The sequence below is a fragment of the Centipeda infelix ATCC 43532 genome (assembly GCF_000234095.1).
Taxonomy (GTDB): Bacteria; Bacillota; Negativicutes; order Selenomonadales; family Selenomonadaceae; genus Centipeda; species Centipeda infelix.
This window is the reverse complement of record NZ_JH376798.1, coordinates 157,747-179,271: the sequence shown is the minus strand read 5'-3', so window position 1 is coordinate 179,271 and position 21,525 is coordinate 157,747. Positions and strand designations below refer to the sequence as shown.

Genomic DNA, 21,525 nt, shown 5'->3' with positions numbered 1-21,525 from the left:
CCACTGTAAACTCCATCATTTTGAATGTATGGAAGCCGTCGGACATGCTATTTTGACGTCGCTGCGTTTTCGGGACTATCACCGTGCCGCAAGGTATCTGATCGTATTCGAAAAGCTGTGCAGAGCGCAGGAGCAATGACAGCAGCTTTGCTGATCTGTTTTGATAGAAGGGAGTACAGACATGAAGGAACAAACCGCTTACGAAGAGATGCAGGTGCGAAAGATTGAGGAGTGGAAGGGTGAGGAGATCGGAGGCTTTTCACGGAAACTCGGAGCCCTTTTCCGTCCAGTTGGAAATCTGATAGATGCAGTCATCCCGCAGTCGGCACTTGAGCACGCGTTGGATGGAATTGGTTCGGCAGGGAACTTCCTAACAGATGAGAAAGACATCCTCAAGGGGGCCGATGTAAGCGCGATCCACGAACTACGCACCAAGGATCTGGCGGTCTCTGACCATCTCGCAAATGAGGTTCACAACATGGCAATCCTCATGGCGGCAGGAGCGGGCGGTCTTATCACTCCGATCGTGGCGGATATTCCTGCTCTGCTCGTGCTGTCTATGCGGACGATTCACAAGATCGGCTTGTGTTATGGATACGAGACGAATACTGCACAGGAGCAGCTTTACGCCCTGCAAATTCTATCGATTGTGGCAGCGAACGCGACAGAGGAGAAGCGTGCGGCAATCGATGAGCTGACTCTCCTGAAGGCTGCGCTCAGAAGTCCGCAAAATGCTCTGATTGAAAAGGATGCACAGGATCGTCGATCGCTTTTGATTCACCAGCTGTGCAGACAGCTCGGAACGAACCTCGCAAAGCGCAAGGCGGCACAGCTGATTCCCGGCGTGGGTACTGTTGTTGCTATTGCAGTTAATGGAAGCTTTATTCGCGACCTTGGCTATGCTGCAATTCGCTCCTATCAGGAACGCTGGCTGACGGATAACGACAAATGGAGTGACGTTGGCTGAGAATTTTCTTGGAGGCATGGACGTAATTTGTCCATGCCTTTTGCTATACTTGGAGCACATAATGAAAATGTCGCCTGTGCGGCGACCTGGGACGGCGGGAGATTTGCTAAGATAGGGACAGATCAAAGAGCAGTTATTTGGAGGTGTGCGTCATGGGGATTTTGAAGAATTTGCAGAACGTGTTTCGCACGGTACGGCCGCCGTGTGCGAGCTGTCCCTATCGGCTCGGGCTGGTAGTGTTCGTGCAGAGCCCGTGCCCTGCGTGCCGGATGGACGGCTACCGCACGTATGATGTGTTGACACACAGGCAGCGTGGCTTTCCCGAGATTTGGCGCGGCGGCATATTTCGCGACGGGGCGGACGATGGACGAATGATGTAAGGAGGCTAGTCGAATGGAACGCATGGAGATACGGGGACGCTGCGGCACAGCGATTGCATACGCAAAGGTGATCGAGGAGGAGGCGGTCGCGCAGATCCGCCGCATGTGTGACTACGAGTTCACGGAGGGGGCGAGCATCCGCATCATGCCCGATGTGCACTGGGGCAAGGGCTGCACGATCGGCACGACAATGACTGTGCGGGACAAGGTCGTCCCGAATCTCGTCGGTGTCGACATCGGCTGCGGGATGTATACGGTCGACCTCGGCAAGGGGGAGATCGACCTCGAACGCTTCGATGAGGCGGCACACTTCGTCCCGTCGGGGCGCAATCTCTGGGATGGGCGGCAGGAGAAGTTTGACCTCCTCGGGCTGCGCTGCTACCGTGCCCTCAAGGACACGAAGCGCATCGCACGCAGCCTTGGCACGCTCGGCGGCGGCAATCACTTCATCGAGATCGACCGCAGCGCGGACGGCACGAACTACCTTGTCATCCACACGGGCAGCCGCAACCTCGGCAAGCAGGTCGCCGAATACTACCAGAACATCGCCATTGACCTCTCGCACGGCAAGGACGAACTGTTCCGTGCGCGTGACGAACTCATCCGCCGCTACAAGGCGGAGGGGCGGCGCAGCGAACTGCAGGAGGCACTCAAGGAGCTGAACCGTGGATTCCAAGCAAAGGAGGCGGAGATCCCCGCCGACCTTGCATTCCTCTACGGCAGCTATCTGGAGGACTATCTGCATGACATCGAGATCTGCCAGAACTTCGCACGGCGAAATCGCGAGGTCATCGCACGTGTTCTCCTCGAACGGACGGGGCTGACCGCAGGGGCAGCGTTCCACACGGTACACAACTACATCGACGTGGAGGAGCGGATTCTCCGCAAGGGTGCAATCGCGGCGCGCGTGGGCGAGCGCGTCCTCATCCCGATCAATATGCGCGACGGGAGCATCCTCGCCGTCGGGCGCGGCGATCCGGACTGGAACTGGTCGGCTCCGCACGGGGCGGGGCGGCTCATGTCGCGCACGGCGGCAAAGGAAAACCTCTCCATGGAGGAATTCCGCGAAACAATGGCAGATGTCTATACAACGGCGGTCAATGAGAATACGATCGACGAGGCACCGATGGCGTACAAGTCCCTTACGGACATCATTGATGTGATCGAGGACAGCGTGGACGTGATCGAGGTGCTGAAGCCAATCTACAACTTCAAGGCGGGGTGATGCTTATGTACGGCGCGATATTGATGACATCAGAAGTTTGCCGAGCCGCAGAATAAAAAGAAATAGCTTAGCGGTAGATCTGTACTTGTTTGGTCAAGTGAAGTGATAGGTGGGCTTTCATGTGGAGACTTGTTCTTGCTCTACTTGCTCTGCTCTCTAGCATTTGTGAAAAGTATGGTTTCATCGGTGTATTAATATTTTTTGCTGTGATTGTCCTCGTCCTTGGGATAATAGGCTTTCTGGCAATGGAGAGCGATGAAGTGGAGGAGAACGATAAGCACAAGTGCGACATGGGGGACGGCGTTGATGTTTATCGTCGATTGAAAGAGTGATCGGAGGTGTAAAGAATGCAAGCAGATGAAAAAGGGCGTAGTACAGACTCCAAACCGATGATACTATGTGATCCTCTCATAACACCGCAGCCCTTTCATCGGAAGGTGAAGAATTGTTTTCGGATAACCGTGAAGATGATAGAGAGGGCACGGTCTATGTTTAAGGAATCGCTGATAAAATGAAGTCCGTCAGATTGGCGTAGATTTTTTCGTCCGAACAAGGAGGCAAACCGGACGCATAGCCAAAGCTATGTGGAGGATTTGCCGACACCGTGCGGGCAAAAAAGATGCGTCAAGATGATGGTGCTGAATTTATCAGTGCTTCCTTAAGGAAACGAAATGAGGGAACATCCATGTACGGCGCAATCTTGGGGGACATCATCGGCTCGCCCTATGAGTTCGACCATGGGGAAAAGACGAAAGAGTTCGAGCTTTTCCCCGCACACGCACGCTTCACGGATGATACCGTCATGACCATCGCCGTCGCCGAGGCATTGATCGGATTGGGGGCGGATGTGAACGAAGAACATGTGAAAGCCGATGTTGTGTGCTTTATGCGGCACTGGGGACGGCGTTATCCGCGCATCGGCTACGGCAACTTGTTCCGTCAGTGGTTGCTGATGGAGAATCCGCAACCCTACGGCAGCTACGGCAACGGCTCTGCCATGCGCGTCTCCTCCGTTGGCTGGCTCTATGACAGTCTCACGCGCACGCGTGAGGTCGCACGGTGGATGGCAGAGGTCACGCACAATCACCCCGAAGGGGTGAAGGGGGCGGAGTCGGTTGCGAGTGCCATCCATCTCGGGCGCATGGGACACTCCAAGGAAGAAATCAAGGACTATATCACGCAGGAGTTCGGCTATGACCTCACGCGTACCTTGGGTGAGATTCGCCCGACCTACTCCATGGATGCCACCTGCCCCGGCAGCGTCCCTGAGGCAATCACCGCCTTTTTCGAGAGCACGAGCATGGTTGATGCCATCCGGGGCGCCGTCTCCCTCGGCGGCGATACCGATACCATTGCCTGCATTGCGGGCAGCATCGCCGAGGCATTCTACGGCTGTCCTGATGATCTGCATGAGGAGTGCGTGAAGCGGATTCCTGCGGATATGCGCGAAGTCCTGTTTGCGTTCGATATGATGCGGGAGGAACGCAGGGGCGGAGACCTTTGCTGGTGTGAGGAACGTCCGTTGAACAGTTTCTATGGGGGGATACGGAGAAATTCGCTCCGCAGCAGGAAAAAGGAGAAATGATGCAGAATTAGTAATATATTAAGAAAGTGATACGTTCAACATTACCATCTTAGTGCATCTTTTTACCCACATTTCGGCAGAAAAAACTACGCCAATCTGAGCGTCTACTTTATCAGTGATTCCTTTGCTTGTTTGATGGAATGGAGCGATGGTGATGCCCTTCGTATTTGTTTTTGTAGTTCCTCCACTTCTTTGCTTGCTCGGCGAAGTTTATCACTCGTTTGGCTTCCTCGGTGTGTTGATATCCCTTGCGATGATTGTCCTTCTCCTTTGGCTCATTGCCTTTCTGGAGATGAAGAGCGATGAGGCGGCGGAGCAATATAAGAAAAACTGTGAAATGAGGGACCACCGTGGAACTTGACTACAAGGAGAACAAGGGCTTTCGTTTGCTCCAGCTGTACGAGCGGCTGAGTCGGGGCGAGGTTGTCTGCAAGGCAGAGCTGGCGCAGAAATTTGCCGTGACGGACAAGACCATCCAGCGCGACATTGAGGAGCTGCGTGCCTATCTCGCGGAGACGCGTACCGATGCGGGCGAGGCATCCATCGTCTATGAGCGAAATCGCGGCGGCTATCTGCTCTCGCACGCGGCGAGCGAGTGGCTGACGAACGAGGATGTGCTCGCCGTCTGCAAGATCCTCCTTGAGAGCCGCGCCTTCTGCAGGGAGGAGCTCGACGCCCTCCTAAAGAAGCTGCTGCGGCAGACCGCGCCGCAGGATCGCGCACAGGTCAGGAAGCTGATCCTCAGTGAGCAGCATTACTATGTCCCACTGCGCCACGGGAAAAAACTGCTCTCCGCGATCTGGGAACTTTCGCAGCACATGACGGCACAGCATACAATACGCATTTCCTACTGCCGTCAGGACGGCACGGAACGCACACATGAGGTGAACCCCGTCGCCATCATGTTCTCCGAGTATTATTTCTACCTCATCGCCTATCTGGCGGACGGGCGCAGGGAGTTCCCGACCATCTTCCGCATCGACCGCATTGTACGTTTCGAGCCGACGGGCGCGACCTTCCGTGTGACGCATAGCGGGAAATTCAGCGACGGCGAGTTTCGTCAGCGCATCCAGTTCATGTATGCGGGTGAACTTCGCCGCGTCACCTTCGACTACAGCGGCACCTCGGTCGAGGCCGTCCTCGACCGCCTCCCCACAGCGAAGATTATTTCGGAGGAGAACGGTGTGTATCGCATTGCCGCCGAGGTGTACGGGAGCGGCATTGATATGTGGCTCAGAAGTCAGGGGAGCGTGGTAAAGGTGGTGGATCAAAAGAAGTGATTTTGAAAAACCGTTGTTGATGGTATGCAGGTCGAGAATCGTTGAAAGAGTTTGCGTTTCAGTGATGGAGGTTATCGTATGAGCACACATGACGACATCAAAGTCGAGGAGATTGAGAATCTGGACTTTGAGAAGTATGAGGACAAATACTCTGAGGCGGGGCTATGGGACAAGATTCGCAAGAACATCGCAAAGATCGGTGTGAAGGTGATCTATCAGGCACTGCTCCTTTACTATGTGGCGCAGTCGCCGAACTGCCCGCCAAAGATCAAGGCGGGCATCATCGGTGCGCTCGGCTACCTGATCTCGCCGTTTGATCTGATTCCGGATATCATGCCGGGGATTGGCTTTGCGGATGATGCCATTGCGATTGCAACGGCGGTCGCGCTCGCTCAGATCTACATCACGGATGAGATTAAAGCGCAGGCAAAGGCGAAAATTGCGGATCTCTTGGGTGAGGATGTACTCGAAAATCTCGATGACTGAACACTAAAAGTTTTTGCGTGTATCAAAAAAATTCCAAACAGACAATATATGTCCTCCTTCCTCCCTATACTGTAATCATAAGGGGCGAACGCCCACGGAGATGGTATAGAGACGAAGGAGGATTTGTCATGAAGAAGGGATTGACGGAGCTGGTGTTTATCGTCGATCGGAGTGGGTCGATGGCGGGGCTTGAGAAGGATACAATCGGCGGGTTCAACTCCATGCTGAAGGAGCAGGCGGAGTTTGAGGGCGAGGCGCGTGTGACGACGGTGCTGTTCGACAATCAGTATCGGCTGCTGCATGACCGCATCGACATCCGTGCGGTTGCGCCTCTCTCGGAGGCGGACTATCGTGTGGGCGGCGGCACGGCTCTCCTCGATGCGATCGGGCGCACGATGGAGAAGATCCGTGCGGTGCAGAAGCAGACGGCGGAGGACTACCGTGCGGAGAAGGTGCTCTTTGTCATCATCACGGACGGGGAGGAGAACTCCAGCCGCAAGTATTCGGCGGCACAGATCAAGGAGCGGATCGAGCACCAGAAGGAGAAATACGGCTGGGAGTTCGTCTTCTTCGGTGCAAATATGGATGCGGTCATGGAAGCGGCGAAGATCGGTATTGGTGCGGAGTTCGCGCGAAGTTGAATGGCGAATGCCGCAGGTACGGCCGTGGCGTATAACGCCATGTCGGCGCTTACGGCGGATATCCGTAAACGCTAAGAACAGGAGGGAAGACGAAATGAGCACATTGAAAACGGTTGGAATCACGACGGCACTTCTTGTAACAGGTCTCCTTGGCTATGGCATCTATAAGGCGATGCAGGATGAGGACGAGCAGGGATGCTCCTCGGATGATTCGGCGGATTGGGTTGAGATGGAGGAGGCGGAGGAAGGCGCGGACGAAGAGGGATTCGATGATGCGGAGGATGATGTTGTCTATGGATGAAGGGAATTTCTGCTGATTCATATCGAGCGACATATATAGCCATCAGACTGGGCATGAAAAAACCACCCACATGCGGGTGGTTTTTTGTGTGCACAAATACTCAGATTTCGGTGCGGAACTTGATCGCCTGGATGATGCCCGCATCGTCGATGTCGAAGGTGAGCGTAGCGGCCTTGTCATCAAATGCGTATGTGCAGGAGGTGAGTCCGTCCTCGTTTGTCTCGGAGAAGGAGGGTTCGCCGTACATTTCCTCGATGTCCTCGTAACTCTTTCCAACACGGAGTCCGCCGAGGGTGCGGACGCTCTTGCCCATGATATCGTAGCTCGTCACGGTCAGCGCACCGGCGTCGCGCGTATCCTTCGCGCCTGTCACGGCACGGAAAATGAAGTGTTCGGCGTAGTTAAAGTCGAAGGTGACGAAGCGCATGCCGTCGCCCGTGAAGTCCTTGCCCTGGTAGTCGTCCGCAAGCCCTGCGCGGACGATAGCCCTGCGGGCATCAGAGAGTGTGGCTTTGCGCGGTTCCAGTTGGTTCTGCCCGCCCGTAGCCGTATCATCCAGCACAAGTGTCGCTTCCCAATAGGTCATGCCGTGGGCAGATGCTGTCGCCGCACCGAGGAGGATGCCTGCGGCAAACAGGGCGGTGCAGAGAAGGCTGAGGAATCGTGTTTTCATGATGATCGCTCCTTTAATATTTTCCACCGCCGCCGCCGTAATCGCTGTCACTGCTGGAGGTGGTGATGTGAGAGCCGGAGGACGAGGTTTTTGACTCGTATTTCGCCCGCCGGGATTCTGAGGTGCGGATATGGGTGTCCTTGCTGTGTGTGATGCGGACGCTGCTGTATGAGAGGTAGTCATCCGCCTCGGCGGCGTGTGCGGTGGTCTCTATTCCCTCCTCGAGGTGGGAGGAGATGGCGTGGTGGACGACCGCTGCGAGGAGAAGAGCCGTACCGAGAATCCCGACGATCGCCCACGGATCGAGGGGGACGTACGGTTTGCCCTCCTTCTCGTAGTAGGTCAGCATCTCGTCCACGGTGGCGGCAAATGCGGTGTATGCCTTGCCGTATTCATTGTCCTTGAGATCGGGGACGAAGTTGTCTGCGAGGTGCTCGATGCCGTACTCATCGGTGATGCGCTGGCGCATCTTGTTGTCGGTGGAGATGTAGAAATCACGGTCTTTCGGCGCGAGGAGGAAGACGATCGTGCCGTTTGCGCCGCCGTCCGCGATGCGGTCGACAACGGCATTGGCGACCGCGCCGAGCACCTGTCCGTGCGTGTCCTTGATGTTGCCGACGAGAATGCGCACGCCGTGTGCTTTTTCAAACGCGGCGATGCTGGCATCGAGTTCCTGCTCCTCGGCATCGGTGAGGAGATCCGCCTCGTCGATCACGCGTGCGTTTCCGATGCCAGAGGCATCCGCCGTCGCCGTCGCTTTTTGCGGCAGTGTGAGGGTGAGGAGACTGAGGCAGAGGAGGAGCAGTGCGAGAAGTGCACTACGTCCGTGTTTCATTTCGTTCATCATGTGCCGCACCTCCTACCAGTCCAAGATCAGCCAGCCGATGTAGCAGGTGATGAGAAAGACGAGGACGGCGGGCATGAGGGGGTAATAGCGTTCCTTGAACTCGTCCCGCGGCAGTGAGGAGCTGACGACTTTGCCGGTCTGTCCGTTCATCATGAAGGTGTACGGCTTTCCCTTGTAATTCGTGGTAAGGATCCAGACGGGCAGCATCGCATAGCGGACATTCCCCTCTTCCTTATGGATCAGCGGCGCGCCCTCGGGGGTGACGTTGCTGTAGTTCTTGACGCTGGTGGAGAGCACCCAGGAGGCGCTCTCTGCGAGACGGCTGTCGGCACGCGGCAGGGATTCCTTCACGTCGACATCGTACTTGTCCGCGAGGTGCCCTGTGAAATATGCGGCGGAGAAGGGAACGAGATCCTTGTAGTCGAACGGCTCGATGCTGTCCATGAAGGAGTCGTCCATGCGCTTGCTGGCATCGACGGGGATCCCGTGGAATGTCATCTCGCCGCTGCGCTCGCAGCGGTAGTGGGATGTTTCGGTGACGGTCTCATTCGTTGTTTCGCGGGTGTTCCTGCGCTCCGCATTGAAATTTGCATCGACGTTCACATGTGCGTCGAACAGCCAGAAGGGGACGTACATGGACTGGATCTCTTTGATGCGGTTCTCGGAGGTGAACTCCTTCGGGAGCAGGCGCTTTCCTTTGTAGAACTCCGTGAGCGCGGCGACTGCCTCATCCTTTGTCTTCTTGAACGGGATGATGACATCGGGGCGCAGCATGCCGTCGAAGCGGCGCGGGATCATGTTCGGGCTGCTGCAGTAGGCGCACTCGGTCGCCATGGTGTTGCCGTCGGAGACGAGCTCTGCACCGCAGGAGGAACACGTCTGGATCATCATGTGCACCGTTTCGGCATCATCCCATGTGCCGGAGACATTCTCGATGTTCCACTGCGCCTCTTTTTTCTCCGCAGCTTGCACGGCCTTTTCCTGCTTCTGTGCAAAGAGGGCATCCATCTCTGCGATGCTGATCTTGGCATCGCAGAATTCGCAGGTCACATGGCTCCGTCCGGGGAGGAAGGTGAGCGGCGCACCGCATTTGGGGCATTTGTAGCTGACACTTGTATCGGGCATGGGCACCTCTAGTATTTCCCGCCGCCGCCGCCGTGGCTTTCGTCGCGGCTGGAGGTGGAGATGTAGGAACCCGAGGAGGATGATGATGTCTCCTTGTGCTTCGTCTCACGGGACTCTGTGGTGCGGAGGAAGACGTCCTCTTTGTGTGTGAGGCGGAAGCTGCCGCGCTCGACGTAGTCGTCTGCCTCGTGGGCACTTCGGACACTGAACATGCTGTCCGAGAGATTGGCAAGGATGAACCAGTAAACGATGGCAGCAGGGATCAGCGCACCGACGAGGGTGACGATGGTGAGCAGGAAGGCATCGGGGTTGAAGGGCTTTCCTTCCTTCTCGTAGTAGGTCACCATCTCATCCACGGCGGCGGCAAATGCGGTGAATCCCTCGGCGTATTTGTTCTCCTTCAGGGAGGGGACGAACTTGTCGGCGAGGTGTTCGATGCCTCTGTCGTCGGTGATGCGCACGCGCATCTTGTTGTCAGTGGAGATGTAGAAGTCGCGCTCCTTCGGTGCGAGGAGGAGGACGATGGTGCCGTTTGCGCCGCCGTCCACAATGCGGTCGACGACAGCATTGGCAACTTTGCCGAGCACCTGTTTGTGCGTGTTTTTGACCGTGCCGACGAGGATGCGGATGCCGTGCGCCTGTTCATATGCGGCGAGCTTCGCGTCGAGTGCCTGCTCCTCGGCATCGGTGATGAGGTCGGACTCGTCGATCACGCGCACAGCACCCAGTCCTGCATCCCCTGTCTGTGTCCCCCCGGCCGCGACTGCACGCGCAACGGCACTGAGTGCGCCGCCCGTGGTGAAGGGCTTGCCTTCCTTCTCGTAGTAGGTGAGCATTTCGCCCGCGACTTGACCAAATGCCGTGAACATATCGGCATATTTCTTGCTCTCGAAGGCGGGCAGGAATTTCTCCGTGAGGTGCTCAATGCCCTCGTCGGTAATGCGTGTCCTGAGCTTTGCATCGGTGGCGACGTAGTAGGTGTTGTTTTCGGGCGAAAGGAGGAGCAGGACTGCGCCATGTTCACCACCGGGGGCGATGGTCTTGATGATGTTCTCCGCGAGCGGCTTCAGCGGCTTGTCCTTCCAATCACCGACGATTGCCGCGAGGATGCGGATGCGGTGTGTCCGTTCCACTGCCGCGAGCTGCGCATCGAGCCTTTGTACCTCGGCATCGGAGAGGAGGTTCATCTCGTCGATGACGCGTGCGTTTCCGATGCCTGAGGCATCCGCCGCCTTTGGTACGGCGAGGATGAAAATGCTGAGGCAGAGGAGGAGCAGGGCGAGGAGTGTGCTGCGTCCATATTTCATTTCGTTCATCATGTGCCGCACCTCCTACAAGTTAAACATGAGCCGACCGAGCCAGAAGAGGACGGCGAAGACGAGCGCGGACGGGATGAGCGGGTAGACGTACTCCTTGAATGTGTCCTTGGGCAGATCCGAGCCGACGAATTTTCCGGTCTGTCCGTTCATCATGAAGGTGTAGGGCTTGCCCTTGTAGTTCGTGGTGAGGATCCAGACGGGCATCATGGCGTAGCGGACGTCGCCTGCCTCCTTATGGATCTTCGAGCTGCCGCTCGGAGCGGTGCTGGTATAGCCGCTGACGGTTTTGCTCAGCGCGTGGATGACGCTCGCCGTGAGGCGCGTGTCGGCGCGCGGCAGGGATTCCTTGACATCGACATCGAATTTGTCGGCGAGGTGTCCCGTGAAATACGCAGCGGAGAAGGGGCGGAGCTCGCTATAGTCGAACGGCTCGATGCTGTCCATGTACTTGTCGTCCAGGCGTTTGCTCGCGTCGACGGGGATGCCGCGGAACGTCATCTCGCCGCTGCGCTCGCAGCGGTAGTGGCTGGTCTCGATGATGATCTCGTCTGCCGTATCGCGCCGACTCCTCGTTTCCGCGCTGAAGTCCATGCTGGCGCTTACCTGCGCGTCGAAGAGCCAGAAGGGGACGTACATGGACTGGATCTCCTTGATGCGGTTCTCGTCGCGGAACGCCTTCGGGAGCAGTTTTTTCCCTTTGTAGAACTCCTTGAGTGCGGCGATGGCGTCCTCCTTTGTCTTCTTGAATGGAATGACATAGTCGGGGCGCAGCATGCCGTCGAAGCGGCGCGGGATCATGTTCGGGCTGCCGCAGTAGGCGCACTCGGTCGCCATCGTGTTGCCGTCGGAGACGAGTTCCGCGCCGCAGGAGGAGCAGGTCTGGATCATCATGTTCGCCGTTTCGGCTCCGTCCCATGCGCTGCCTGCATTCTCGGTGTTCCACTGCGCTTCTTCTTTTTCTGCCGCCTGTGCCGCCTGCTCCTCTTTCTGTGCATAGAGGGCATCCATCTCGGCAATGCTGATCTTGGCATCGCAGAACGCGCAGGTCACATGATTGTGCCCCGGGAGGAAGGTGAGCGGGGCACCGCATTTGGGACATTTGTAGCTGACGCTTGTGTCGGGCATGGTGTTACCTCGCTTTGCTTATGTCATGTTTGCCCATTCGTTCAAGGCGCTCCCACCACCGCAAGCGGTCCCCCTCCCCCGCTGCGGCAGGGGAGACTGGGGCGTACATCAGAACTTCCCGCCGCCGCCGCCGTGGCTGCTGTTGCTGCTAGAGGTGCTGACATTGGAGCCGGAGGAGGATTCCTTCTTTTCCTTGGTCTGGCGCGTGACGGTGGTGTAGAGGAAGTTGTCCTCGTTCTGCGTGAGCCGGAAGCTGTCGCGGTTCAGGTAGGCATCCGCCTCCGCTGCAAAGGTGACGTTGCTCTCATACTCGTACAGCATATAGTAGATGGTGCCGCCGAGAATGAGCGCACACGCGAGGGCGATGCCGAGTGCCATGAGGTTAAAGGCGTTCGCGGGATCGTATGGCTCGCCTTCCTTCTCGTAATAGGTCAGCATCTCGTCCGTGGTCGCCGCAAATGTCGTGAATGCGGCGGCGTACTTGTTCTCCTTGAGCTCGGGGAGAAATTCGCCCGAGAGGTATTCCACGCCCTTGGTATCTGTGATGCGTACGCGCATCTTGTTATCGGTGGAGATGTACCAGTCACGCTCCTTCATCGAGAGGAGGAGGACGATGGTGCCACTGTCGGCATCGCCGCTGATTTCGTCGACGATGTTGTTCGCGATCTTTCCGAGCACGATGCCGTCTGTGCTCTTCATCGTGCCGATCAGGATGCGTACCTTGTGTGACTGCTCGATGGCGGCGAGCTTGGTGTCAAGTGCGGCTTCCTCGCTGTCCGTGAGAATATCTGCCTCGTCGACGACGCGGTCTGCCCCGATGATCTGTTCCTGTGTCTGTGCCTTCGGCGGCGGGGCTGCCTGACGCGGCACGGCGAGGGCGATGGAGGTCAGGCAGAGGAGCAGGATGGCGAAGAGTGCGCTGAGGCTCTTTTTATTTTTGGTAAACATAGCTGCACCTCCTACCCTAGTCCGACAAGACGAATTTCGCGAGGTAGTAGAAAATGGGGATGCTGACGATGGCGGGGATGATGGAGTAGAGAAGTACCTTTGCACGGTCGATGGGGACGGAGCCGACAACCTTGCCGGTCTGTCCGTTCATCATAAAGGTGTAGGGCTTCTCGTGATATTTCGTCGTGAGGATCCAGACGGGTGCCATCGCGTAGCTGACGGTGCCGTCCTCCTTGATGACGCTCGCCTCGCCGTCGAGGGAGCAGCGGTCATAGCCTGTGACCGTGCCTTCGAGTACGCCGACGGCGCTCTCGTGTACGCGTTTATCCGCGCGGGGGACGCTCGCCTCGGCATCCACGTCGTATTTGTCCGCGATGTGGCCTGTGAAGTAGGCGGCGGAGAAGGGGACGAGTTCGCTGTAGTCGAACGGCTCGATGCTCTCCATGTACTTGTCGTCCATGCGCTCGCTGCCGTCGACGGGGATGCGCTCGAATGCCATGGAGCCGCTGCGGTCGCAGCTGTAGTGGCTGGTCTCGGTGATGATCTCGTCCGAAGTCTCGTGCACGCTGTCGTTCTCGGCGTGGAAGGTCGCGCTTGCGCGTACCTTTGAGTCGAACAGCCAGAAGGGGACGTACATGGACTGGATTTCCTTGATGCGGTTCTCGGAGGTAAACGCGGTCGGGAGGATGTATTTCCTGAGGCCCTCGCTGTAAAACTCCTTGAGGGCGGCGATGGCATCCTGCTTCGTCTTTTGGAACGGGATGACGTAGTCGGGGCGCAGCATTCCGCCGAACTGGCTCGGGATCATGTTCGGACTGCCACAGTAGGCGCACTCGGTCGCCATCGTGTTGCCGTCGGAGACGAGCTCCGCGCCGCAGGAGGAGCAGGTCTGCACCTTCATTGTCTCCGCCTCGGCACTGTCCCATTCGCTGCCCGCGCTATCGGTGTTCCACTTCGATTCCTTCGCCTCGGCGGCAAGCGCTGCCTTTTCCTGCGCTTTTTGAAAGAGCTTTTCGACGGTTGCAACGTCGAGCTCTGTGTTGCAGTACTCGCAGGTTACGTGGTCGTGCCCCGGGAGGAAGGAGAGGGGCGCGCCGCAGTTGGGGCATTTGTAGCTGACGCTCGTGTCTGCCATATCAGTCACCTCTTTTACGATGATAACAGTGTGGTGTGCGTCCTGCGTGAACGCTTGGCTGCGTAATTACTGCTTATCGTTCTCGTCAAAGACATCGCCGCACTGCGGGCAGAACTTCGGCGGGTGGGTGGGATCGTCGGGTTTCCAGCCGCACTTGTCGCACGCGTAGAGCGGTGCGTCCGCCGGTTTCGGCTTGCCGCAGTTCGCGCAGAACTTGCCCTGATTCATCGTGCCGCAGGAGCAGCTCCATCCCTCGGCGGACGGCTGTGGTTTGCCGCACTCGGCGCAGAACTTGCCCGTATTGCCCGTGTGCCCGCAGGGGCAGGTCCATCCTGCCGCAGGTGCCGGCTTTGGCTTGCCGCAGCCGGCGCAGAATTTGCCCGTGTTGCCGCTCTGTCCGCAGCCGCACGTCCATCCTGCCGCCGCACCGCCTGCTGCCATGCCGCCGCCTGCTGCACCTCCTGCGAGCGGATTGCCCTGCGGGGCAGCACCGCCCTGCGGACCAAACGCGCCCATGGCACTCATGCCGGCGTTTCCTGCCATACCCATACCCATGAAGCCGAACGCGCCGCCCATGCCCGCCTCGTTGCCGGCGGCGGTGCGCATGGCATCTGCCGTGGCGCCTGCGAGACGACCTGCACGCAGGTTCGGATCGCTCATGATGGCGCTGTCCTGGATCTCCTTGATGCGCTTCTCGTCCTCCTCGTCTGCCTTGACGCTCGACACACCGAAGGAGACGATCTCGATGCCGCGCCGCTTGCCCCACTCGTCGGAGAGTTCCTCGGACAGCTCGTTCCGGATGTCCTTCGTGTAGTTGATGAGCTGCGTATAGCGGATGCCCTTCGCTGCGATCCGCCCGAACGTCGGCTGCAGCGCGGTCAGCAGTTCGCTCTTGAGCTGCGAGTCGATCTCGCTGCGCTCATACACGCCCTCGACGTTGCCGCAGACGTTTGTGTAGAAGAGGATCGGATTCGTGATGCGGTAGCTGTACTCGCCGAAGCAGCGGATGTTGACGTTCAGCATGTACTGGCCGATCATGGTCTCAAACTGGATGGACTGCGCCGTCCCGTACTTGTTGCCCATGATTTCTTTCGTATTGAAATAGTAGATGCGCTGATCCTTCGGTGCGTCGCCGCCGAACGTGAAACGCTTTCCGATATTCTTGAACACGGACACGAGGTCGTTCGCGAGATCACCGCCGAAGACCGTCGGCTCGGTGGAGCTGTCGTACGTGAATGCGCCAGGCTCGGCACAGATCTCGACGACCTTGCCCTGCTCGACGATGATCATGCACTGTCCTTCGTTGACGGCGATGACGGAGCCGTTCGAGATGATGTTGTCCGTTGCGCTCGTGTTCGAGCTGCGGCCGCTGACGCGCTTCTGTCCCTTTGCGACGAGGGAGTCCTTGTCGAGGCTGTCGCAGTAGAAGTATTCTTTCCACTGATCGGCAAGAACCCCGCCCACAGAGCCGACTGCTGCTTGGATGAGTCCCATGAGTTTTCCTCCTTTGTATGACAAACAAGAGTGTTCTGACAGTTTTTTCCATTTTATCATATTGCATGGAAAAGTGCACTGTCATAAATGACAGGTTGGACGAAAAAATTGAAAAAGCAGGAAAAATAACCCCGCCTCCACTATGCGCGGGAAAACGACACATTAGGGGGCGCTGCCTGCGTAGCCGCGCTCGGTCGCCTCGACGGCGAGACCGACGATGCTCTTGTAGCCCGTCTTGGCGAGCATATTGCCAATGTGGAAGTTGACGGTGCGCTTCGTGATGCCGAGCTCGGCGGCGATTTCGTCATAGTTCATGTTGCGGCAGATGCGCTGCAGGATGGCGAGTTCGCGCTCCGTGAGTGGGTTGTCCGTGCCGCCGAGTGCACATCCGGCGGCTGCGCTCGGGTAGATCCGTCTACCCTCCATGGTGGCGCGGATGCAGTCGGCGAATGCCTCGCTCGAGGACTCCTTGTAGATGAAGCTGTCCGCGCCCGCGTCCTTTGCCCACTCAAGAAAGGCGACCTCCTGCATGCCCGTCATGAGGACGATGCGCAGGTTTGGAAACTGCTTCTTGAGCCGCGTACAGATCTGAATGCCGCTCGTGCGTCCCTCCATGCAGATGTCCATGAGAACGAGGTCGGGGGCAAGGCGTATGCACGCCTCCTCTGCCAGCTCCGAGAGAGTGCAGGTGCCGACAACCTTGATGTCATCGAGGGGGGCGAGGATCTTGACGAGGCCTTCGAGCAGTATTTTCTGATCGTCCACGAGAAGAATTTTAATCATCCTGTTTTTCCCCTATCTGTGCATCGAGTTCAAAATGCGGTGTGTGGGTGATGATGAGCCGCCCGCCGAGTTCGTTCATGCGGCGGATCATTCCTGTGAGCCCGCCGCCGGGACGGAGCGTCGTGCAGCCGATGCCGTTGTCCGAGACACGCAGCCGTCGCTCCGTGAGTGTGATGCGGATCTCGTTCGCGCGCCCGTGACAGACAGCGTTGCTGAGTGCCTCGCGGATGATGGCGGCAAAGGCGCGTGCACGCCGCAGGTTGCGCGGCAGCTCGCCTGTGAGCGCAATGCGGATGCCGAGCCGCCGATAGGTGTCCGTCATATCGGCGAGCAGTGTTGCGGGATGTGCCTCCTGTGCGAGCGGTACCGACTCGAGGAGGCTGTCGATCCGTACGATCGTATCCAGTGCGTCCTTCGGCGCGGCACTCGCGAGCAGCTGCTGGAGCATACTGATGCGCTGGCCGAGGATGTCGTGCACGCGCGAGGTAATCTCGTGGAGGGCGCGGTGACGCTCCGCCTTTTCGAATCGCGCGAGCAGATCCTTCTGCGCGCCGATCATGTTCGTGAGGGCTTCGTTTTTCGCCGCGAGCTCGCGCGTGACGGCATCCAGCTCCGTCACACAGGAGGCGGTCAGCTGCCAGCCGTCCAGATCACCCGCGAGCTGTACGCGCTGCACGAGCCACACGTCGCCGGCGGCAAAGCGGAACAGGACGGCATCCTCGCGCAGTTCCTTTTCTGCCACAGCGGGCGCATCAAACGCCAACAGATCCCGCCAGAACACCGCCGCATTCCGATACTGCCGTCCACAGAGCCGTTCCATGAAATGCAGCATGGCGATGTTGACGAGCACGGCACTGTGGTCCGCACGGGCAAAGAGCAGCCCGTCGGGCATGAGATCCAGCCCCGCGCGGATGGAGGCGGCGGTTACGGCACGGCTGCGCTGCCGCTGTGTACGCGCGGCGAGGAATAGGAGCCGCGCCGTCAGCATCCCGAGGACGAGCAGTGCACTCATCGGGAGCAGCCTGTCCAGCGGAGGCAGGGAGAGCACGCCCCCCCCGATGAGCAGCAGCGAGGGGACGAGTCTGCGCTCACAGGCGGTGCATCCGATCACGATCGCTGCGATGCCCACTGCCCAACGCTGTGGCAGGAGCCACTCATCGGGCGGCAGCTCCATGCGGATGAGACTCCAGCTGCCGCCGAGGAGAAGCGTCATATAGAGCGCGAGGAGCAGTGCCGCCGTATCCGGCAGGGCATGATGGATGCGGCGCTGCGGGAGGTTTGCGATGCTGCGGCAGAGAATCGCCGTCTGTGCGATGAGGACGAGATTTGCGAAGAGAACGAGGGCGAGGATCGTCTCATAGCCGTATGCACTCAGTCGTTCCATGAAGAACCCTCCGTCTCCCCCGCGCGCGGTTCGCATGCCTGTGCACGGGCATCGCCGCCCGCTGCCGCGCACGTCGCCGCATTATCTGCAGCAGCGGTTTTCTCCGTCTCTGCGGGGCGGACACGCAGAGAGAGCGCATAGCCACGGTCGGCGAGGGCGATCCGTACCGCGTGCCGCGCCTGCCAGTCTGCCGTCCACGGTGCGATCCAGTCCGCCGGTTCGAGCAGGAACGTGAGCGTACCGTCCGCGAAACGGCAAAATACATCCGTTGTTTTCTCCCGCGCGGCGCGTGCCAGAAACTCCGCGAAGAAGTCAAACAGGGCAAGCGCATCCGCCTCCGGAAGCGGTTTTTGCTGTGCCCATTCCACGCCTACATGCAGTCCGAGCGGACGCAGGTAGGTGCACGTCTCCGAGACCGCCATCGAGAGCTCGTCGGCACGGATGTAGCCGTCCTCCTGTCCCTTGAGGAAGAGTACGCAGCGCTTTTTGAGATAGGAGGAGAGCAGGTTGAGCCGACGGATCAGCAGCGTGACCGCCGCCTCGTCGTCCGTCGCCATCAGCTGCTCGCGGAAGGCACGCAGGAGCGGACGTTTTGCCGCGAGGATCGCCTCCAGTTCCTCCGAGAGCTGACGGCGAAGCGTGAGCCTGAGAAGCCGCTTTCGGATCGTGTGCTCCTCCCGCAGGACACTCTGTGCACGCAGGAGTGCGTCACGGGTCAGTGTGAGCCGCCGTTTCTGCTCGTGCAGGAGAGAGAGATCCTCCTGCCAGAGGAGCGCGCCGCCGTCCACCTCCATGCGCGAGGTGCGGATGTCACGCTGCGGTGCACGCGTCCGCGCCGCTGAGACGAAGACGGGCGTGCCTGCCGCATCCGTGAGCTGCATCGCGAGCCGCGAGTGCGTGAAGAACTTTTGATGCAGACGGTTCGACGGCATCAGCCCCGTGCGCATACAGAGCTCGATGAGCAGCAGGAAGAACAGTGCCGTCACCGATGTCAGCTCCGCCCATTGCACCCACGCAATCAACTGATAGGCGATCGAGTACACGATGAAGGCGAAAAACAGCGCAAACGGGAGTATCATCGTATTTCGCAGAACCTGCTGCGCCTTCGCCTTTTCGAGGAGGAGCAGGAGCGCGGCGAAGATCTCGGAGAACCAGAGCGTCCAGTAGGCATACGTGCCCCACGCCATGTGCTCCGACCACTCCATCGTCTCCGTACTCCATGTGAAGTAGAAAAATTGATGATGCAGATCGTTGCAGAGAATGAGCACAGCGAGAAAGAGATTGACGCCGAAGACTGCCTTGAGCCACGGCGGCATTGTGCGTTCCAGCACGTCCTCATCCGATGCCCATGCGATCCAGAGCAGTGCCACCGAGAGCCCGCCGCGAAACACATAGTAGAGATACCAGAGGAGGCGTTCGAATGCCTCGTCGTGCGTGAACGTGAGAATCTTTGCCATGCGGTCGAGTTCCCAGAGCAGGAGCATGGCGATGAGAAGGAGAACGGCCCGCCGCGCTCCGTGGTGGAGCACGCGCTGCCGGAACGTCATTCCCCAGACAACCGTCACAATGAGGGTGAGGACGAGGATGATGAACCGCTCATGCGGCTCCGACGGCGCGAGGAGGGGGCGCTGTCGGATCTCCGTGTGGTAGCGTGTGTTTGCTACACGCAGGGAGAGGAGAAAATCGGGCGGCACCGCGCGCGCGGGGAGGATATCTGCGGGTGGGGGGTAGCCTGCCGCCGCCAGCTCCTCGAACAGCGCATCGGAAAATGTGAGCGGCGTGCGCGAGAGCAGCCCCTTTGTGAACGAGAGGGTCCCATCCACAGGGGTGACAATCGTGAGGCGTGCGCCGCGCCGAATGAGACGGTCTGCCTCGTGGGCAAAGAGCACATAGACATCGTGCTCCCCCCTCTCGGCAAAAAGTCCGCGAACGCCTCGGTGCAAGGGATACAAACGGAGCGTTCCCATCTCCTGCATACGCGCGAGTTGTGCAAACGAAGCATCGAGATCGGGAGCGATGCGCTGTGCGAGCGCGAGGAAAAAGATCTCACGCTCAGGTGATTTGTCGGGCAGGACGACCGTGACATTCTGCCGAAGATCCGCCCAGTGTGTCACAGGCACGGGAGTACCCTCGGGCACGGCGAACACGACAGTCGCCGTGAAATGTGGATACCAGTACAGCGGCTCCGATGTTCCGCGCTGAAACCGCTCCGCCTCGAAATCGTAGACTTCGATTGCATCCACGCGGCGATCCTGGAACAGTTCGAGACGCTTGTGCGTACATCCCAATATCTCCATCGGTTCCATGCTCGCGCGGCGCAGGATGTTGACATACGCCGTGCCATAGTTGCGGTCATAGCCGAGTGTGAGCGCATCCGCACGCGCGGCAGGGAGAAGGAGGCAGACCATGACGAGCAGACAGAGCGAAAACAGGGACAATGATCGCAGTCGTTCCATCGCCGCACCTCCCTCTATTTATATTATTTCGTTTGAAACGTATAAAATTCCTTGCGCGAAAAGTCCTATTAGCTAAGAAGTTAGAACAATTTACGGGGTGTTTTCTGTGATTTCTTGTGAATTAACTTGTTTCATGGTAGAATGAACCCAGTTTTGCGACAAAACAATTTCTGCCCGATTGGGCACGATCAGAACGGAGGACACCGTGCGACACATCCAACACCTTGTTCCCCTCGCGCTCATGGGCGCATCCCTTTCCTGTGCCGTGCCCGCCGCAGCTGCCGCACTGCCGCCTGACGCGGCGGAGCAGAGCACACCGGAAGAGCAGCGCATGGACACAGCGAACGTCGAGAAAACACCGCGCTTCGAGTTCTGGGGCGACTACCGCTGGCTCTACGGCAAGGCACGCATGGAGCTTCCCTCCGTGCATCAGCAGCGGGACGTATTCCTCTCCACACGTCGCTTCCGCATTGCGCCGACCGCTCACCTGGGCGGCGGGTGGAGCGTCAGTGGGATGCTTGAGGACATCCGCTATGACAAGGACACGATCGCGGGCGCACATCGGAATGACCACCATCTCTACCTCTCGCGCCTCTACACCGAACACGAGAACGGACATGGCGCGAAGATCCGCGCGGGCAGATTCATCTTCACCCCGATCGAGGGCAACGTCTTCGACAAGCGCGTCGAGGGTGTACGCTGGCGGTACGGCGACAAGAGTGTTGGGATGACCTCCATCTTCTACGGGCGCACCGTCGCGCCGACGGGAGACAAACGGAAACGCGGCGTCATCCTCGGCTATGAGCGGAACCGGGCGAAGTGGATGGGCGGCGCGTTCTACTACGATATGGAGACGGAGCTGCCCGCCGTCACACGGGAGCGGGCGATGAAAGACCCGCTTGCCCTCCACAACGGCATCGACCATCAGCGCATCCTCGAACTCTTCGCAGGTTATCGGTTTGATCGATATCGCAGCATCGAGGTCGAGTACCTGCACGGGTGCGCAGAGACCGATCTCGACCGCTATGACGACGAGGGACACGGGTATGTGGCGACGCTGCGTCTGCGCCCCTCGCCCGATGTGGAGAAGGCGGGCGACTACGGCGCGTGGATCGCCTACTATCATCAGCCGCGTGCGACGTATCTCCATCACGCGATGGACGGCGATCCGACCTTCTTCGGACGTGCGGGATTCCGCGGTTGGGGGGCGCGTGCCGACATCGTCCTTGCGCGCGGCGTTGCACTCGCCGTCGAGGGCTTCGACCTGCGCCCCGCCCGCTCCGGCACGTCGCTCTTTATGGGGCGTACCTTTGACGGCGCACGGCAGAAAGTGCTCGGAATGAGTTTGACGGCGTATTTTTGAAAAACAAA

Annotated in this window: 22 protein-coding genes; 11 read left to right on the top strand and 11 right to left on the bottom strand. The window is 58.7% G+C overall.

What is annotated here, in order from left to right:
• Positions 1-181 precede the first annotated feature (181 nt).
• The 10 genes from HMPREF9334_RS04110 (at position 182) to HMPREF9334_RS04065 (ending at position 6,865) form a co-directional block, all read left to right on the top strand.
• Entirely contained in the window at positions 182-967 is a 786-nt protein-coding gene (locus HMPREF9334_RS04110; protein ID WP_006692237.1) for an EcsC family protein, read from the top strand.
• 152 nt (positions 968-1,119) lie between these two features.
• Positions 1,120-1,347, top strand: a complete 228-nt coding sequence (locus tag HMPREF9334_RS04105) for a hypothetical protein (RefSeq protein WP_006692236.1) — start codon at positions 1,120-1,122, stop codon at positions 1,345-1,347.
• 13 nt (positions 1,348-1,360) lie between these two features.
• Positions 1,361-2,572 carry an RtcB family protein gene (locus HMPREF9334_RS04100; protein ID WP_006692235.1) on the top strand — a complete coding sequence of 404 codons (1,212 nt, stop codon included), beginning with the start codon at positions 1,361-1,363 and terminating at the stop codon, positions 2,570-2,572.
• 119 nt (positions 2,573-2,691) lie between these two features.
• Positions 2,692-2,904 (top strand): hypothetical protein, encoded by a 213-nt coding sequence (locus tag HMPREF9334_RS04095; RefSeq protein WP_006692234.1) that lies wholly within the window; start codon positions 2,692-2,694, stop codon positions 2,902-2,904.
• Positions 2,905-3,257: 353 nt separating this feature from the next.
• A complete protein-coding gene (locus tag HMPREF9334_RS04090; RefSeq protein WP_006692233.1) occupies positions 3,258-4,157 on the top strand; it encodes an ADP-ribosylglycohydrolase family protein in 900 nt (299 codons plus the stop codon).
• 148 nt (positions 4,158-4,305) lie between these two features.
• Positions 4,306-4,518 carry a hypothetical protein gene (locus HMPREF9334_RS12275; protein WP_050803402.1) on the top strand — a complete coding sequence of 71 codons (213 nt, stop codon included), beginning with the start codon at positions 4,306-4,308 and terminating at the stop codon, positions 4,516-4,518.
• Positions 4,508-5,437, top strand: a complete 930-nt coding sequence (locus tag HMPREF9334_RS04080; protein WP_006692231.1) for a helix-turn-helix transcriptional regulator — start codon at positions 4,508-4,510, stop codon at positions 5,435-5,437. Before HMPREF9334_RS12275 ends, HMPREF9334_RS04080 begins: the two co-directional genes overlap by 11 nt.
• Before the next feature lie 78 nt (positions 5,438-5,515).
• Positions 5,516-5,923 (top strand): YkvA family protein, encoded by a 408-nt coding sequence (locus tag HMPREF9334_RS04075; protein ID WP_006692230.1) that lies wholly within the window; start codon positions 5,516-5,518, stop codon positions 5,921-5,923.
• Positions 5,924-6,051: 128 nt separating this feature from the next.
• Entirely contained in the window at positions 6,052-6,564 is a 513-nt protein-coding gene (locus HMPREF9334_RS04070) for a vWA domain-containing protein (RefSeq protein WP_156792907.1), read from the top strand.
• 94 nt (positions 6,565-6,658) lie between these two features.
• The gene (locus tag HMPREF9334_RS04065; protein WP_006692228.1) at positions 6,659-6,865 is read left to right on the top strand and encodes a hypothetical protein; all 207 of its coding nucleotides are present in this window, start codon (positions 6,659-6,661) and stop codon (positions 6,863-6,865) included.
• A gap of 100 nt (positions 6,866-6,965) precedes the next feature.
• Here HMPREF9334_RS04065 and HMPREF9334_RS04060 read toward each other — a convergent pair whose 3' ends face one another.
• From HMPREF9334_RS04060 to HMPREF9334_RS04005, 11 genes are all read right to left on the bottom strand, one after another.
• Complete coding sequence (locus tag HMPREF9334_RS04060; protein ID WP_006692227.1) at positions 6,966-7,538, bottom strand: hypothetical protein; 573 nt, start codon at positions 7,536-7,538, stop codon at positions 6,966-6,968.
• A gap of 13 nt (positions 7,539-7,551) precedes the next feature.
• Positions 7,552-8,385, bottom strand: coding sequence for a TPM domain-containing protein (locus HMPREF9334_RS04055; RefSeq protein WP_006692226.1), 834 nt, complete (start codon positions 8,383-8,385; stop codon positions 7,552-7,554).
• Positions 8,386-8,397: 12 nt separating this feature from the next.
• A complete protein-coding gene (locus tag HMPREF9334_RS04050) occupies positions 8,398-9,510 on the bottom strand; it encodes a TFIIB-type zinc ribbon-containing protein (RefSeq protein ID WP_006692225.1) in 1,113 nt (370 codons plus the stop codon).
• Positions 9,511-9,518: 8 nt separating this feature from the next.
• Positions 9,519-10,829 (bottom strand): TPM domain-containing protein, encoded by a 1,311-nt coding sequence (locus HMPREF9334_RS11365; protein ID WP_006692224.1) that lies wholly within the window; start codon positions 10,827-10,829, stop codon positions 9,519-9,521.
• 12 nt (positions 10,830-10,841) lie between these two features.
• Positions 10,842-11,954 carry a TFIIB-type zinc ribbon-containing protein gene (locus HMPREF9334_RS04035; RefSeq protein WP_006692223.1) on the bottom strand — a complete coding sequence of 371 codons (1,113 nt, stop codon included), beginning with the start codon at positions 11,952-11,954 and terminating at the stop codon, positions 10,842-10,844.
• A gap of 108 nt (positions 11,955-12,062) precedes the next feature.
• Complete coding sequence (locus HMPREF9334_RS04030) at positions 12,063-12,902, bottom strand: TPM domain-containing protein (protein WP_006692222.1); 840 nt, start codon at positions 12,900-12,902, stop codon at positions 12,063-12,065.
• 16 nt (positions 12,903-12,918) lie between these two features.
• The gene (locus HMPREF9334_RS04025; RefSeq protein WP_006692221.1) at positions 12,919-14,037 is read right to left on the bottom strand and encodes a TFIIB-type zinc ribbon-containing protein; all 1,119 of its coding nucleotides are present in this window, start codon (positions 14,035-14,037) and stop codon (positions 12,919-12,921) included.
• A gap of 66 nt (positions 14,038-14,103) precedes the next feature.
• Complete coding sequence (locus HMPREF9334_RS04020; protein WP_006692220.1) at positions 14,104-15,531, bottom strand: SPFH domain-containing protein; 1,428 nt, start codon at positions 15,529-15,531, stop codon at positions 14,104-14,106.
• A gap of 162 nt (positions 15,532-15,693) precedes the next feature.
• Positions 15,694-16,314: a response regulator transcription factor gene (locus tag HMPREF9334_RS04015; protein WP_006692219.1), complete on the bottom strand. Its 621-nt coding sequence runs from the start codon at positions 16,312-16,314 to the stop codon at positions 15,694-15,696.
• Positions 16,307-17,698: a sensor histidine kinase gene (locus HMPREF9334_RS04010; protein WP_006692218.1), complete on the bottom strand. Its 1,392-nt coding sequence runs from the start codon at positions 17,696-17,698 to the stop codon at positions 16,307-16,309. The genes HMPREF9334_RS04015 and HMPREF9334_RS04010 overlap by 8 nt, the downstream gene beginning before the upstream one ends.
• Positions 17,686-20,154 (bottom strand): hypothetical protein, encoded by a 2,469-nt coding sequence (locus tag HMPREF9334_RS04005; protein ID WP_006692217.1) that lies wholly within the window; start codon positions 20,152-20,154, stop codon positions 17,686-17,688. The genes HMPREF9334_RS04010 and HMPREF9334_RS04005 overlap by 13 nt, the downstream gene beginning before the upstream one ends.
• A 178-nt stretch (positions 20,155-20,332) precedes the next feature.
• Here HMPREF9334_RS04005 and HMPREF9334_RS04000 point away from each other — a divergent pair, with 178 nt between their 5' ends.
• Complete coding sequence (locus HMPREF9334_RS04000) at positions 20,333-21,517, top strand: hypothetical protein (RefSeq protein ID WP_245535217.1); 1,185 nt, start codon at positions 20,333-20,335, stop codon at positions 21,515-21,517.
• Positions 21,518-21,525 lie beyond the last annotated feature (8 nt).